The organism is Sphingomonas flavida (assembly GCF_036663655.1).
Taxonomy (GTDB): Bacteria; Pseudomonadota; Alphaproteobacteria; order Sphingomonadales; family Sphingomonadaceae; genus Sphingomonas.
In genome coordinates this window covers 119,178-133,044 of the sequence record NZ_JAXOJH010000007.1, presented here as the reverse complement: position 1 = coordinate 133,044, position 13,867 = coordinate 119,178, and the positions used below count along the sequence as shown (strand labels likewise).

The window sequence follows — 13,867 nt, the reverse complement described above, 5'->3', positions numbered from 1 at the left end:
GTTGGCTGGCGATGATTTCCCCGATCCCGACCATCACGGCCCGTCATGGCTGATTCCTTCGACCTGGGCGAACCGCCCCAGCCCGCGCAGACGCCGGCCAAGGCCGAAGCGTACCGCGTCCTCGCGCGCAAATACCGGCCGCAGACCTTCGATGCGCTGATCGGGCAGGACGCGATGGTCCAGACGCTGGGCAACGCGATCAAGCGCGACCGGCTGGCTCATGCGTTCCTGATGACCGGCGTGCGCGGGGTCGGCAAGACGTCGACCGCGCGGCTGATCGCCAAGGCATTGAACTGCGTCGGCCCCGATGGCACCGGCGGCCCGACGATCAGCCCGTGCGGCGTGTGCGAGCCCTGCCGCGCCATCGCCGAGGGTCGCCATATCGACGTGATCGAGATGGACGCCGCCAGCCATACCGGCGTCGACGACGTGCGCGAGATCATCGAAGCGTCGCGCTATGCGGCGGTGTCCGCGCGCTTCAAAATCTACATCGTGGACGAGGTCCACATGCTCTCCAAGAACGCCTTCAACGCGCTGTTGAAGACGCTGGAGGAGCCGCCCGCGCATGTGAAGTTCCTGTTCGCCACGACCGAGGTGAACAAGGTTCCGATCACCGTCCTGTCGCGCTGCCAGCGTTTCGACCTGCGGCGGATCACGGCGGACAAGCTGGCCGCGCATTTCGCCGAAATCTGCGTCAAGGAAGGCGTAACCGCCGAGGACGAGGCGCTGATGCTGGTCGCGCGCGCGGCGGAGGGCTCGGCGCGCGACGGGCTGTCGATCCTGGACCAGGCGATCGCGCACGCCGATCTGGAGGGCAGTGGCGTCACCGCAGTAGCGGTGCGTGAGATGCTGGGCCTGTCCGATCGCGGTGCGGTACGCGATCTGCTCGGGCTGATCCTCGGTGGCGATAGCGCGGGGGCCCTTGCCTCGCTGCGGCGGCAGTATGATTACGGCGTCGATCCGCAATCGGTGCTCCGCGCGCTGCTGGAGACGGTGCACGGCATCACGCTGACCAAGGTCGGCACGCCCCCCGATGCCGCACAGCCGCTGGAAGAGCGCGCCGCGCGAGAGGAATGGGCGGGCGCGTTCAGCTTCCCCGCATTGCACCGGCTGTGGCAGCTATTCCTGAAGGGCCATGACGAGGTCGCCCGCGCGGCACTCCCCATCGAGGCGGCGGAAATGGCGCTGCTTCGTGCGATCCATGCCTCCACCCTGCCCGATCCGGGCGAGCTGGCACGGCAGATCCGCGACGGTGGCGTGGCGGCATCCGCTGCGCCTGCGGTGACGCATCAGGCGGCACCCGCCGCCGCCCCGGTGGCGATCGCCCCGCCTCCGCCGCCCGCCGAACCCGAACCGCCCAAACTGCCCGACAGCTTCGTCGCGATGATCGACCGGCTGGACGATATGGGGCAACTCGCGCTGGCGGCCCGGTTGCGCCACGGCGCGCGCCTCGTGCGTTATACCCCGCCGGAAATGGTGTTCAGCGGATCGCGGCCGATCGCGGCCGATACGCTGAGCGAGTTGATCGCGGCGCTCAAGACGGCAACGGGCCAGGTCTGGCGCGTCACGCTGGAGGACGTCGCCGGCGCGCCGACTCTGCACGAGCAGCAGATGGCGGCAGAGGAAGCGATCAAGACCGCCGCGTGGGAATCGGACATGGTCCGCGCCGCGCGCGAGGCTTTCCCCGAGGCCGAATTGATGGAATGGCCCGGCAAACGCAGTGTGAACGGAGCATGATGTGAAAAATCTCGACGAAATCCTGGCGATGGCCCAGAACGTCCAGAACGAACTGGAAAAGGCGCAGGCCAATCTCGACAATATCGAGGTCGAGGGCGTCTCGGGCGGCGGTCTGGTCAAGGTGAAGGCCTCGGCCAAGGGCCGGATCATCGGTATCGCCATCGACGACTCGCTGATGCAGCCGTCGGAAAAGGGCATGTTGGAGGATCTGCTGGCCGCCGCGATCAACGATGCGCGGGCCAAGGCCGACACCGCCTCGGGCAGCGAGATGTCGAAGATGACCAGCGGCCTGCCGCTGCCGCCGGGTTTCAAGCTGCCTTTCTGATCCGGCAACGTCGTTTCGGGAACGACTAAAGGGCCATGGCGTTGCTTCCTCCATCATAAGAGGAGGGAATGTCATGGCCGACGAACGTGTTACCGAAACCTATGGTACGCAGCAGCCGCATACCACGGTGATCGAACGCCGTAGCGGCGGTGGCGGCGGCATGGCGATCGCCATCGTCCTGCTGATCGCGGTGCTGGTCGGCGGCTTCTACCTGTTCAGCCGGGGCGGCGCGGAAAACCGCCGCGACGCAGCCGTCACCTCCGCCGCCAAGAGCGTCGGCGACACCGCCAAGAAAGCCGGTGACGCGATTTCCGGCGACGGCAAGTAACACGATGCACGACCGGTCGGGCTGACTATTGCCCGGTCGGTCGTGTCGGCGGTGGATTGATCTCCGCATCGGGATCGGTCAGCCGCGACAGCACCTTCCGCGCGACCGTCAGCGGGTCGCGCCCAGCCCCATAACCAGCCTCCCGCGCTTCGCCATGCGAGCAGCGCCGTTGCCCGGCATGGATACCACAAGGCCCCGTGCCCCCAAGGATTTGATTGCCGCTCAGGCCGCCACCCGCGCCGTTCGGCTCGGCTGACGGGCCCCGTACGGATGGGGGGACGCGGTAGCGCTCGGCGGCATTGCGGCGGCCGCAGACGACCACTTCAGTCTGACTGAGGGGACAGTCCGTTCGCGGCGTGATGCGCGGCAATGGAAGAACGGATGGCGCGGCTTGCAGCAGCATTATGAGGCTGATCGCGGCGGTCATTCGTCATCGTCCCCGGACATCGTTCGAGGATCGGGCGGGATCGTGGTTTTTGTGGGGCCGTTCGGGCTAGAGCCTCGGACGGTGCCCCCTCCCCCATCCCCTCCCGCCTGCGGGAGGGGATGGGGGAGGGAAAGGTGTCTCACCGAGACCACCCCCTCACCGGATACAGCTATCCAACCCCTGCCGCTTCACCACCCCCACATAGCGCGCAATGACGTTTCCGTGCCTGCGTACGAACCCGGTCGGCGCAATCGCCGCGCGTTTCTTGGGCAGCGGCAGGACGGCGGCGATTCGCGCCGCCTCGGTCGGGGACAGGTGCGAGGCGTCATGCCCGAAATAGCGCATCGCCCCGGCATTGGCGCCGTAGGTCCCGATCCCCGTCTCGGCGATGTTCAGATACACTTCCATGATCCGCCGCTTGCCCCACAGATGCTCGATCAGGAAGGTGAACCAGGCCTCGAACCCCTTGCGGATGTAACCGCCGCCCTGGAACAGAAAGGCGTTCTTCGCCGTCTGCTGGCTGATCGTCGAGCCGCCACGAATCCGCCCGCCCTGTGCGTTGCGATAGGCGGCATTCGCCATCGCCTTCAGGTCGAAGCCGCTATGCGAACAGAAACGGGCATCCTCGCCCGCGATCGCCGCGCGCGGCATGTCGGGGTCCATTTCGGACAGCGGCATCCAGTCCTTGGTCACGCCATGCCCGCCGATCACGTCGCCCAGCATGGTGAAGGTGATGGGCGGCGGCACGAAGCGATAGATGCCGACCCAGACGACACTGAGGATCACAAAGGCGAGCGCGCCCTTCAGGGCCCAGCGAGCGATGCGGAACATGGGGCGGGGTCTTAGCGGGGTTTGCACGGCAGGTCACTTGCCCGCGACGCGTCCGCAAAGCCCTGTTCCCTGGCGGAGCCCTGTTCCCCGGCGAAGGCCGGGGCCCAGTTTCTGCGCATCCTGTGGCGCGGGAGACATCGCGTGGGAAGCAACAACCATGCATTCGACGATGCCTCCCACGCCGCTCCACGGCGCACCTCAAGCCACAAAGAAACTGGACCCCGGCCTTCGCCGGGGAACAGAGCCTTGAGACTCATCACCCTTCATTCCTCCCCTGCAAGGGGAGGTGGCAGGCCAAAGGCCTGACGGAGGGGCAACCCGGCCCGAGAGGCTAGTCGAACCTGGCCCGTCGTCATGCCCCGCATTGCTCTCCAGAGACAGAGAGGGGATGAAAACGGCTACCGGCCCCCAGAAAATTACAACGTCCAGATCAACACATTGCCGACCAGCACCACCGCCATCACCAGCATCAGCACACCCTTGCGCCGATCCCCGCGCCGGATCGTGACGATGCCACCCGCGACACACGCGAACGCCGCCAGCATCGCGATGGCCGGGGCGGCCTGTGCGATCCCCTCCATCAACCGGCCAGCACGCGCGCATAGGCGGCGCGGTCGACATTGCCGCCCGACAGGATGACCAGCATCCCCTCCTTCGCCGCGACCCTGCCTGCCAGCAGCGCGGCCAGCGCAACCGCGCCACCGGGCTCGACCACCAGCCGCAGCCGGTCGGCCGCGAAACGCTGTGCCGCCGCCACCTCGGCCTCGCTGACCGCCACGCCCTCCGCGCCGCGCCGGGCCAGCACCTCGAAGGTCAGCGGCGATACGCGGGTCGTCTGCAACGAGTCGCAGGCGGTCGGCGGCGGATTGTCGCCAACGGGCTCGATCCACCCCGCCTCCAGCGAGCGGCGCATATCGTCCCACCCCTCGGGCTCGACCACCGTGATCCGCGCGTCGGGCACCGCCAGCGTCAGACCCGCCGCCAATCCGCCCCCGCCGCAGGGCGAGACGACATGCGTTGGGGCGCCCATGCCGAGTGCCGCCATCTGCGCGACCGCCTCAATCCCCGCGGAGCCCTGTCCCTCGATCACCCAGGGATCGTCAAAGCTGGGGACGAGAGTCGCGCCCCGCGCCTCGGCCAGACGCCGCGCGATCTTCTCCCGGCTTTCGGTCGCGCGGTCATAGTCGACGATCTCGGCCCCCAGCGCCAGCGTCCCCTCGCGCTTCGATGGTGGCGCATCAGCGGGCATCACGATCGTCGCCGCGATGCCCAGCCGCCGCGCGGCCCAGGCGATTCCCTGCGCATGGTTGCCCGACGAAAAAGCGACCACCCCTCGTGCCCGCGAAACGTCGTCCAACGCGGTTAATCGGTGCCATGCGCCGCGCAATTTGAACGCCCCGACGGGCTGCAGGTTTTCCGCCTTGAAAACCACAGCCTTCCCATTGATAATCATGGGAAATATCGGTGACGGGGGTAGGATGCGGGCGATCTTTTCGGCGGCATCGCGAACCCCTGCCTTTGTCGGCTGTCTTAAGATTGTCACTTTTTATCTCCGACCGGCGTTCAACCGCTTTACATTCGAAAACGTCGACCCTATTTCGCGCCTCCGCTGCCCCATGGGACTTCCAACCGCAAGGCAGCTTTTTGTCACCGTATGCCGTCAGGCAATTGGAGGTCCCTTGAGTTGCACCAGAATCATCGCGCGCTGGGGCTAGCTGCCCACTCGACCGCCGTCCCCTCCAACATGGAGCGCGGCATCGACATCGCCAAGCGTCGCCCGGCTGATCCGGTCACGCTGCTTCGCCCGCACGCCGCTGCGCGCGCCGCCCGATTCTTCGTCGAGAAGTTTCCGGGTCGCCCGATGTATGCGGTCAAGGCGAATCCGTCTGCGGATCTGATCCAGATCCTGTGGGACAATGGCATCACCCATTTCGACACCGCCTCGATCGCGGAAGTTCGTCTGGTGAAGTCGGTCGCCCCGCAGGCCGTCTGCTGCTTCATGCATCCGGTCAAGTCGGAAGAGGCGATTGCCGAGGCTTATTTCAAGCACGACGTCCGCACCTTCTCGCTCGACAGCATGGAAGAGCTGGAGAAGATCGTCCGCGCCACGAAAGGCGCGACCGACCTGACCCTGTGCGTCCGCATCCGCGTGTCGTCGGAATATGCCAAGCTGAGCCTGGGATCGAAGTTCGGCGTCAGTGTCGAAGAGTCGAAGGACCTGCTGATCGCCACCCGCCAGGTCGCCGATGCCCTGGGCATCTGCTTCCATGTCGGCAGCCAGACCATGACCCCCGACGCCTATTCGGCGGCGATGGAGCGCGTGCGGGCGGTGATCGTCGGTGCGGCCGTGACCGTCGACGTGATCGACGTGGGCGGCGGCTTCCCCTCGGCCTATCCGGGCATGACCCCGCCGCCGCTGGAGCGTTTCTTCGAGACGATCCACCGCGCGTTCGAGAGCCTGCCGGTGTCGTACTCGGCCGAACTCTGGGCCGAGCCGGGCCGGGCGCTGTGCGCGGAATATTCGTCGGTCGTGGTGCGCGTCGAGCGTCGTCGGGGCAACGAGCTGTACATCAACGACGGTGCCTACGGCGCGTTGTTCGATGCGGCGCATATCGGGTGGAAGTATCCGGTCCAGCTGCTGCGCGAGCCGTCGTCGGACGCGCGCGACATGGACTTCAGCTTCTGGGGCCCGACCTGCGACGATCTCGACTATATGCAGGGTCCGTTCCCGCTGCCCGCGGACACGAACACCGGCGATTATTTCGAGATCGGCATGCTGGGCGCGTACGGCCAGGCCATGCGTACCCAGTTCAACGGCTTCAGCTGTCACGAGTTCGTCGTGACCGACGACGAGCCGATGTTCTCGGTTTACCGCGATGAGACCGTGCACGCCCTGCCGGCAAACGTCGTCAAGCTGTAACTCAGCGACTTTAGCACCGCCTTTATCCCCTTCCGCTTCGGCGGGAGGGGAATGGGGTGGCATTGCGGTTTGTCCCGCGATAAGGCCCCTTCGCATACCGGACCCGCCGTTCGCGCAGGCCCGGGCCAGCCGGGTTACCGCGTCCCCAATAACGACGACGGCTTCTCGATGATGATGGAACCATCATGACCGACACGATCAACGACAACCGTAAGGCCGAGCTGCTCTCCAGCGTGGTCGAGCATATCGACATTACCTCGTTCGACGCCCGCCCGATCATCGATTCGATGGGCAAGATGAGCTTCACCAGCCGCGACCTCGCGCGCGCGACCGGCATCTACAACCAGATGCTGGCCGACAAGGACTGCTCGATCTTCCTGGTGATCGCCGGTTCGACCTCGGCGGGCGGCTGCATGGACCTCTATGCCGAGCTGCTGCGCTCGAACATGATCGACGGCATCGTCGCCACGGGCGCGTCGATCGTCGACATGGATTTCTTCGAGGGCCTGGGCCACAAGCATTATCAGGCGCTGGAAATCCCCGACGACAACGTCCTGCGTTCGCTGTACATCGACCGCATCTACGACACCTATATCGACGAAGAGCAGCTGCAGGATTGCGACCACACGATCGGCGCGATCGCCGACTCGCTGGAGCCCAAGCCCTATTCGAGCCGTGCCTTCATCCGCGAGATGGGCAAGTATCTGGTCGAGCATGGCAAGAAGGACAACAGCCTCGTCAAGCTCGCCTATGAGCATGACGTGCCGATCTTCTGCCCGGCATTCGTCGACTCGTCGGCGGGCTTCGGCTTGGTGAAGCACCAGGTCGAGCGTGCCAAGGAAGGCAAGCCGTACATGGTGCTGGACGCCATCGCCGACTTCCGCGAACTGACCGACATCAAGATCAAGGCGGGCACCACCGGCCTGCTGATGATCGGCGGCGGCGTGCCGAAGAACTTCATCCAGGACACGGTCGTCTGCGCCGAAATCCTGGGTCATGACGATGTCGAGATGCACAAGTACGCGGTGCAGATCACCGTCGCCGACGTGCGCGACGGCGCCTGCTCGTCCTCGACGCTGAAGGAAGCGGCGAGCTGGGGCAAGGTGGACACGGCCCTCGAACAGATGGTATTCGCCGAAGCCGGTTCGGTCATGCCGCTCCTCGCCTCGGACGCGTATCATCGCGGCCACTGGCGCGAGCGGACCAAGCGTCGTTGGGGAGCGATTTTCGACTAATGTTGGAATTTTTTGAACGGGAGCAGCTTGCCTACATCATAATTGGGGCAGTGCTGCTGTCGGGTCTGGCCTTCGCCGTACCTTTTCTTCGCCGGCGCAAGCGCGAGAAATTGCGACGTCGGGGGATCAAGAAATACGGACATTGAGATTGGGGGCGGAACCGCAGGGTTTCCGCCCCTTTTTTCTTGCCCGTCGCACGACGGCCCGGCACCGTGTGCACCGGTTCCGGCCTACGATATGCCGGGTGTGAGGGGATGGATGTGATCGACCGACGTTCCGTAATCGGCGCCATGGCGGCCGTGCCACTGGCGACCCGCGCCGCCGCCCAAGGCGCAGCGATCGCAGGCACCGCGATGACGCCCTGGCCCCCGGCCGAACATTTCTCGCTTTGGCCCGGCCGACCGCCGGGGGCACGGGCCACCCTGCCCAAGCCCAATCCGTCGATGAACGGCCCCGCCGGGCGGCAGGAATTGTGGCTGCGCGGCACCGCCGATCCGATCGTCGCGGTCTATCGGCCCGAACGGCCCGACGGCCGTGCCGTCCTGACCATTCCGGGGGGCGGCTATGGCTTCGTCTCGATCCAGAATGAGGGGATCGACGTCGCCCGGACCCTGAACCCGCACGGCATCACCGTCTTCGCGCTGTCCTATCGCCTTCCTTCCGAGGGCTGGGACGATCAGGCCAATGTGCCGCTACAGGATGCGCAACGCGCCATGCGGCTGATCCGCGCCAATGCCACGCGTTATGGCATCGATCCGGCGAAGCTCGGCATCGTCGGCTTTTCTGCGGGTGGCCACCTCGCCGCCTCGCTGACCGTGGGTTATGACGACAAGGTCTATACCGCGGTCGATGCCGCCGATCGGCAATCGGCCCGCCCGCGCTTTTCCGGCCTCGTCTATCCGGTCGCCAGCCTGTCGACGCCGACCACCCATGCCGGTTCGCGCGACAACCTGCTGGGCCCCAATCCCGATGCCGCGACCAAGGCGCGCTACGACACGCCGCGCCGGATCACGGCGAACACGCCGCCGCTGTTCCTGGTCCATGCGGTCGATGACGGCCTGGTCCCGCTCGACCAGTCGATCGACGTGCTGACCCAGGCGCGCGCCGCCAAGGTGCCGGTCGAGGCGCATTTCTTCGAGCGCGGCGGCCATGGTTTCGGCGCGATGAGCGCGGCGGAGGACAATCCGGCCCGCCTCTGGCCCGACCTGTTCGATCGTTGGATCGGGCAGACGCTGAAGTCCTGATCTATTCCTCCCCTGCAAGGGGACGTGGCAGTCCGCAGGACTGACGGAGGGGTGTCACCGCCAGTGGGAGTGCCCCTCCACCACCCGGCTTCGCCAGCCGGTCCCCCTCCCCAAACATGGTTGAGGGAGGAATGACGTGCCTACCTCCGTTCGCGCTGAGCGAAGTCGAGGCGTACGTCCTGTGGTCACCGTCTGGCGTGGCCTTCGACTTCGCTCAGCCTGAACAGGGGTTGTCGTGCCGGCGCTCAGAACAGCCGATTCAAGCTCCGCTCGAGCATCAGCATCTGCCACAACGTCCGGCCATGCTCGGCCCGTCCGGCGCGGTGGTCGGCGGCGATGCGGCCGAGTTCGGGCAGGTGGAACCACCCCGTCTCGCGCAGCAGGCCCGAATGTTCCAGCCGCGCCGCCTCGTCGGCCAGTGCCCCCCGAAACCATGCGCTGATCGGCGTCACGAAGCCCATCTTGGGCCGATAGAGGATGTCGCGCGGCAGATAGGGCTCAAGCGCCTTCTTCATCAGCCACTTGCCATGTCCGCCCCGCACCCGCATCGCGGCGGGCAGGCGCGCGGCATATTCGACCAGCCGGTGGTCGAGCAGCGGCTCGCGCGCCTCCAGCCCAACCGCCATCGAGGTGCGGTCGGTCTTGGTGAGGATGTCGCCGGGCAGCCATATCTTCAGGTCGGCATATTGCGCGCGGTCGATCGGATCGCGGGCGGGCGCATCGCGCATCGCGGCGACATAGCGATCCTCGGCCCGGTGCCCGCCCAGCGCGGCCCGCGCCTCGGCCGAGAACAGCCGCGCACGCATCTCCGGTGACGTGACGCCGACCGCGCGAGCATAGGCCTCCGCCCCGTCCAGTCCCAGGGCGAGCAGGGTCGTCTTGGCGCGCAGGGGACGCGGCGCCCAATCCGCCTTGGGATAATAGCGACCCAGCGTCCCGAACAGACGGCTGCGCAGATCGGCCGGGAACAGCCCACGCACCCGCTCCTCGCCCGCGTGGAAGACGTGACGGCGATACCCCGCCATCGCCTCGTCCGCCCCGTCCCCCGACAGGGCGACCGTCACATGCTCGCGCGCCAGTTCGCACAGGCGATAGGTGGCGAGTGCCGAGGCATCGGCAAAGGGTTCATCGAAATGCGCGACCAGCGTGTCGATCAGCGCGAAGTCGTCGGCCCGCACCACGCGCTCGACATGATCGGTCGCAAAGCGCCGGGCGATCGTCTGGGCATAGCTGCGCTCGTCATGCCCCGCCTCGTCGAAACCGATGGTGCAGGTGCGCACGGCACGCGGGGACGCCTCCGCCATCAGCGCGACGACGCCCGAGCTGTCGACCCCGCCCGACAGGAACGCGCCCAGCGGCACGTCGGCGACCATCCGGCTGGTCACGCCGTCCCGCATCCGGGCGAGCAGTTCCTCACCCAGCCGGGCCGCCGTGCCGGTTTCGCGGTTCGAGAAGTCGACGTCCCACCAACGGCGCGGGGGCGGTACGCTCCGCCCCCGCTCGATCATCAGGAAATGGCCCGCAGGCAGCTTGTGGATGCCCGCCACGATGCTGGCGTCGTCGGGGACATAGCCGAACGCCAGATAATCCTCGACCGCGCGGATATCAGGCCGCCGCCGGACCAGCGGATGCGCGAGCAGCCCCTTCATCTCCGAAGCGAAGGCCACCGCGCCGTCGGGCAGCTCGGTCCAATGGAGCGGCTTCACCCCCAGCCGGTCGCGCGCCAGGAACAGCGTGCCCGCCCGCGCATCATGGACGGCAAAGGCGAACATGCCGACCAGCCGGTGGAGCATCGCCGGGCCCCAAAGCCGCCAGCCGTGCAGCAGCACCTCAGTATCGCCATCGGTGCGGAACACCACGCCCTTGGCCTGTAATTCGCCACGCAGGTCGCGGTAGTTGTAGATCTCGCCGTTGAAGCAGACCGCGACCTCGCCATCGACCATCGGCTGGGGCGAGCCCTCGACATCGATGATCGACAGGCGGGCATGGGCAAAGCCGACGCCGGGCGCGGTCCATATCCCCTGCCCGTCAGGCCCGCGATGCGCCTGCGCGGCGATCATCGGACGCAGCCGGGCCGGGTCGACCGGCTTGGGCGTGGCGGGATGGAAAAGGCCGGCGATACCGCACATCGCGGGTCAGCGCTGTCCCGTCAGACGGTCGGCGAAGCGATCGACAGGGCCCAGCGCGCGGACGAACGCCTCGATCGCCTGGGGATCGTCGCCTTCGCTGACGACATGCACGGCCACCGCCATCTGGCGCTGGCCCAGCAGGCGGGCCTTCATCGTCTCGATCTTCACGCGTCGCATATCCGGGGTCAGCGTATCGCCGATCCGATACCAGGTCGCAACGTCGCGATTCTGGGTCTGGCCGTTGGCGCTGGTCGCCATCATGTGCATCGCATCGCCGCCTGCGATCCGGCCCAGATCGGCGACGCGCAGCCAGCGATCCGCACCGTGGATCACGCCCGTGCCGAACGCACCCAGCTTGCCGCCCTCGCGCTGGTGCGAGAAGACCGCCACCGCCAGATCGACCTGATGCCCGTGCACGTCGCGGTACGCGCGCTGCAACACGGCATCTGCCCCCGGATAGTCGGGCCGCCAGACGCTCTGCTGCGCCACTGGCGTCCAGCCGGGCACCTCGGGTAGCGCCATATGGACCGGGAGCGGCGCGGCGCGCGATCCGGCAAAAGCGCTCCAGCTGGGAAAGACCGCGGTGATCGCCACCGCCAGCACCGCCGCCAGCAACGGGTCGATGCGCCGCCCCGGCACCCCCTGCAACCGCGCCGGATCGAAGGCGGGATCGTCGGGCGAGCGATCGAAGAACTGCCACCCGATCGCCAGCACCGCCGCCATGACGAGCGCGAAGAACACCCAGCCGAAGATGATATGGTCGACGCCGCCCGCCACCTCGATCGAGGTCTTGTCGGCGGCGAAGATCGTGCCCCAGGCGCGGATGCCGTTGGCGATCACCGGCACGATCAGCGACACGATGACGAACACCGCACGCCGCACGGGCGACCGGAAACACAGATTGGCGACCAGCGTGGCGAACACCACCATCGCCAGCACGAACTTCGATCCCGAGCATGCCTCGGCCACCTCGAACCAGTAGCGTCCGGCATGGATCAGCACGCCGTCATTGGTGGCCGGGATCCCGCTCCAGTCGAGCAGCGGCATGACGATCGACACGGTGACCTGCTGCAGCGGTTTCTCCAGCTCCTCACCGAACGGCACCAGGAACCAGGCATAGGCCAGCGGGAACAGCAGGCCGCGCGCGACCATCGGGCCCAGCAGCGTGATGACCAGGCCCTCCAGCGTGGCGATCAGCCCGAGCTGGCGCATCAGCGCGACCGTCGCCGACTCGCCCAGCAGCCATAGCAGGCCGCCGCCCGCCACCAGGATCAGTCCCGGCCACCAGGCGGTCGGGGTCAGCTGTGCCAGTTCGCCGCGCCGTTGCCACACCAGCCAGCCGACGACCGGCCCGATGAACAGGCAGTGGCCATAGGTCGTGCTGGTCCACCAGATGTCGAACAGGTGCGTCGCATCGCGCCAGAACAGCCACAGCACCATCAGCGTCGCCGCCCCCAGCAGCGCCAGATGATAGGTCCAGTGCCCCGGCCTGATGCGATCCGCCCCCATGGCCCCCGATAGCGTCACGATGCGATGTCCTTCAGCAACAGGTCGAGCGGTGCCAGCCGCGCCGCCCAGTCATAGCGTGCCAGCACGCGCGCGCGCGCGGCGGGATTGGCGGGCGGGCCGTTCAGCGCGGCGATGACACGGGCCGCAAAGTCCCGGTCGTTCCCCGCCACCGCGATGGTCCCGTCATGGTCGATCCCGTGCGCCGCCGCAACCGAGGCGACGACAGGCCGCGCCATCGCCATCGCCTCCAGCAGCTTGTTCTGGATACCGCGCGCCAAGTCGAGCGGCGCGACGCAAACGGCGGCGCGGGCCAGCCATGTGCGCGTGTCCGCCACCTCGCCGGTCACGATCACGCGGTCGCTGGCGAGCCGCCATACTGCCGGGCCAGGCGCGCGGCCGACGATGGCGAAGCGTGCATCGGGCCGGGCCTTGTGGACCAGCGGCAGTATATGCTGCGCAAAACGGGTGACCGCGTCGATGTTGGGGCGATAGTCCATCTGCCCGGTGAACACGATGAGCGGGCCGTCCCCGGCCACCGGTTCGACCGTTCCCGGGTCGTAGCGGGCGGCGTCGATGCCGTTTTCTACTGCGACGATGCGCCCCCGCCCGCCAGTGCTGCGGAACAGCTCGGCCTCCGCTTCACTGACGAACAGGGTCGCGGCGACCGAGGCGGCCACCTGTCGTTCATAGGTGCCGAGCAGCCGGGCCTCGCGCGTATAGACCGTGCGCATTGGCATCCCGCTCGTCTGCGCCAGGCTGGCGAACTTGGCGGAGTCGACATCGACCATGTCCATCACGGTCGGCTCGTCCGTGCGATATTGCGCCATCTGGCCGGAGAAGACGTAGGTCGCCGCCACGCTATAGCGAGCCCGCACTGCGTCCACCGCCGCCGTCATCGCCGGGTTTGCGAAGGCGGTCAGCGAAATCGGCTTGCCCGTCGCCAGCGCCTGCGCGGCGGCAAGCGGCATCGGTTTGGTCCGGCGGATCAGTTGGTGGCTCGCCAGTCCCGCCGTCAGTTCGGGCGGCACCACCGTCTCGCTATCCTGTTCCGCGAAGGCGCACAGATGGACGCGCCAGTCGCGCATCAGGTGGCGCAGGATGTGATAGCTGCGGATCTTGTCGCCGCGATCGGGCGGAAACGGCGCACGATGCGCCAGGAACAGAAGGTCCCTCACCCCAGCC

General features: G+C 67.2%; 13 protein-coding genes. 6 read left to right on the top strand and 7 right to left on the bottom strand.

The features are described 5' to 3' along the window. Positions 1-45 precede the first annotated feature (45 nt). The 3 genes from U1703_RS10025 (at position 46) to U1703_RS10015 (ending at position 2,390) form a co-directional block, all read left to right on the top strand. The gene (locus tag U1703_RS10025; protein ID WP_332785575.1) at positions 46-1,737 is read left to right on the top strand and encodes a DNA polymerase III subunit gamma/tau; all 1,692 of its coding nucleotides are present in this window, start codon (positions 46-48) and stop codon (positions 1,735-1,737) included. Between the two features lies 1 nt (position 1,738). Then, positions 1,739-2,062, top strand: a complete 324-nt coding sequence (locus U1703_RS10020; protein ID WP_320452038.1) for a YbaB/EbfC family nucleoid-associated protein — start codon at positions 1,739-1,741, stop codon at positions 2,060-2,062. 73 nt (positions 2,063-2,135) lie between these two features. Then, positions 2,136-2,390 carry a hypothetical protein gene (locus tag U1703_RS10015; RefSeq protein ID WP_332785574.1) on the top strand — a complete coding sequence of 85 codons (255 nt, stop codon included), beginning with the start codon at positions 2,136-2,138 and terminating at the stop codon, positions 2,388-2,390. A 25-nt stretch (positions 2,391-2,415) separates the two neighbouring features. On the opposite strand, the gene U1703_RS10010 is transcribed toward U1703_RS10015, so the two are convergent. From U1703_RS10010 to U1703_RS09995, 4 genes are all read right to left on the bottom strand, one after another. Further along, positions 2,416-2,817 carry a hypothetical protein gene (locus U1703_RS10010; RefSeq protein WP_332785573.1) on the bottom strand — a complete coding sequence of 134 codons (402 nt, stop codon included), beginning with the start codon at positions 2,815-2,817 and terminating at the stop codon, positions 2,416-2,418. Between the two features lie 156 nt (positions 2,818-2,973). Further along, the gene (gene mtgA, locus U1703_RS10005) at positions 2,974-3,648 is read right to left on the bottom strand and encodes a monofunctional biosynthetic peptidoglycan transglycosylase (protein ID WP_320452035.1); all 675 of its coding nucleotides are present in this window, start codon (positions 3,646-3,648) and stop codon (positions 2,974-2,976) included. A gap of 416 nt (positions 3,649-4,064) precedes the next feature. Then, positions 4,065-4,229, bottom strand: coding sequence for a hypothetical protein (locus U1703_RS10000; RefSeq protein ID WP_332785572.1), 165 nt, complete (start codon positions 4,227-4,229; stop codon positions 4,065-4,067). Beyond that, positions 4,229-5,101, bottom strand: a complete 873-nt coding sequence (locus tag U1703_RS09995) for a threonine ammonia-lyase (RefSeq protein WP_332785571.1) — start codon at positions 5,099-5,101, stop codon at positions 4,229-4,231. The genes U1703_RS10000 and U1703_RS09995 overlap by 1 nt, the downstream gene beginning before the upstream one ends. 231 nt (positions 5,102-5,332) lie before the next feature. Here U1703_RS09995 and U1703_RS09990 point away from each other — a divergent pair, with 231 nt between their 5' ends. The 3 genes from U1703_RS09990 (at position 5,333) to U1703_RS09980 (ending at position 9,047) form a co-directional block, all read left to right on the top strand. Further along, positions 5,333-6,568, top strand: coding sequence for a type III PLP-dependent enzyme (locus U1703_RS09990; RefSeq protein WP_332785570.1), 1,236 nt, complete (start codon positions 5,333-5,335; stop codon positions 6,566-6,568). 185 nt (positions 6,569-6,753) lie between these two features. Then, a complete protein-coding gene (locus U1703_RS09985) occupies positions 6,754-7,803 on the top strand; it encodes a 1,9-bis(guanidino)-5-aza-nonane synthase (protein ID WP_332785569.1) in 1,050 nt (349 codons plus the stop codon). Between the two features lie 260 nt (positions 7,804-8,063). After that, complete coding sequence (locus U1703_RS09980) at positions 8,064-9,047, top strand: alpha/beta hydrolase (RefSeq protein ID WP_332785568.1); 984 nt, start codon at positions 8,064-8,066, stop codon at positions 9,045-9,047. A gap of 245 nt (positions 9,048-9,292) precedes the next feature. Here the strand turns inward: U1703_RS09980 and U1703_RS09975 are convergent, their stop codons facing one another. From U1703_RS09975 to U1703_RS09965, 3 genes are read right to left on the bottom strand one after another with little or no spacing between them, the layout of a single operon-like run. Next, complete coding sequence (locus tag U1703_RS09975; protein WP_332785567.1) at positions 9,293-11,176, bottom strand: XrtA/PEP-CTERM system amidotransferase; 1,884 nt, start codon at positions 11,174-11,176, stop codon at positions 9,293-9,295. 6 nt (positions 11,177-11,182) lie between these two features. Then, entirely contained in the window at positions 11,183-12,703 is a 1,521-nt protein-coding gene (xrtA, locus tag U1703_RS09970) for an exosortase A (protein WP_332785566.1), read from the bottom strand. Further along, the gene (locus U1703_RS09965; RefSeq protein WP_332785565.1) at positions 12,700-13,860 is read right to left on the bottom strand and encodes a TIGR03087 family PEP-CTERM/XrtA system glycosyltransferase; all 1,161 of its coding nucleotides are present in this window, start codon (positions 13,858-13,860) and stop codon (positions 12,700-12,702) included. The genes xrtA and U1703_RS09965 overlap by 4 nt, the downstream gene beginning before the upstream one ends. Positions 13,861-13,867 lie beyond the last annotated feature (7 nt).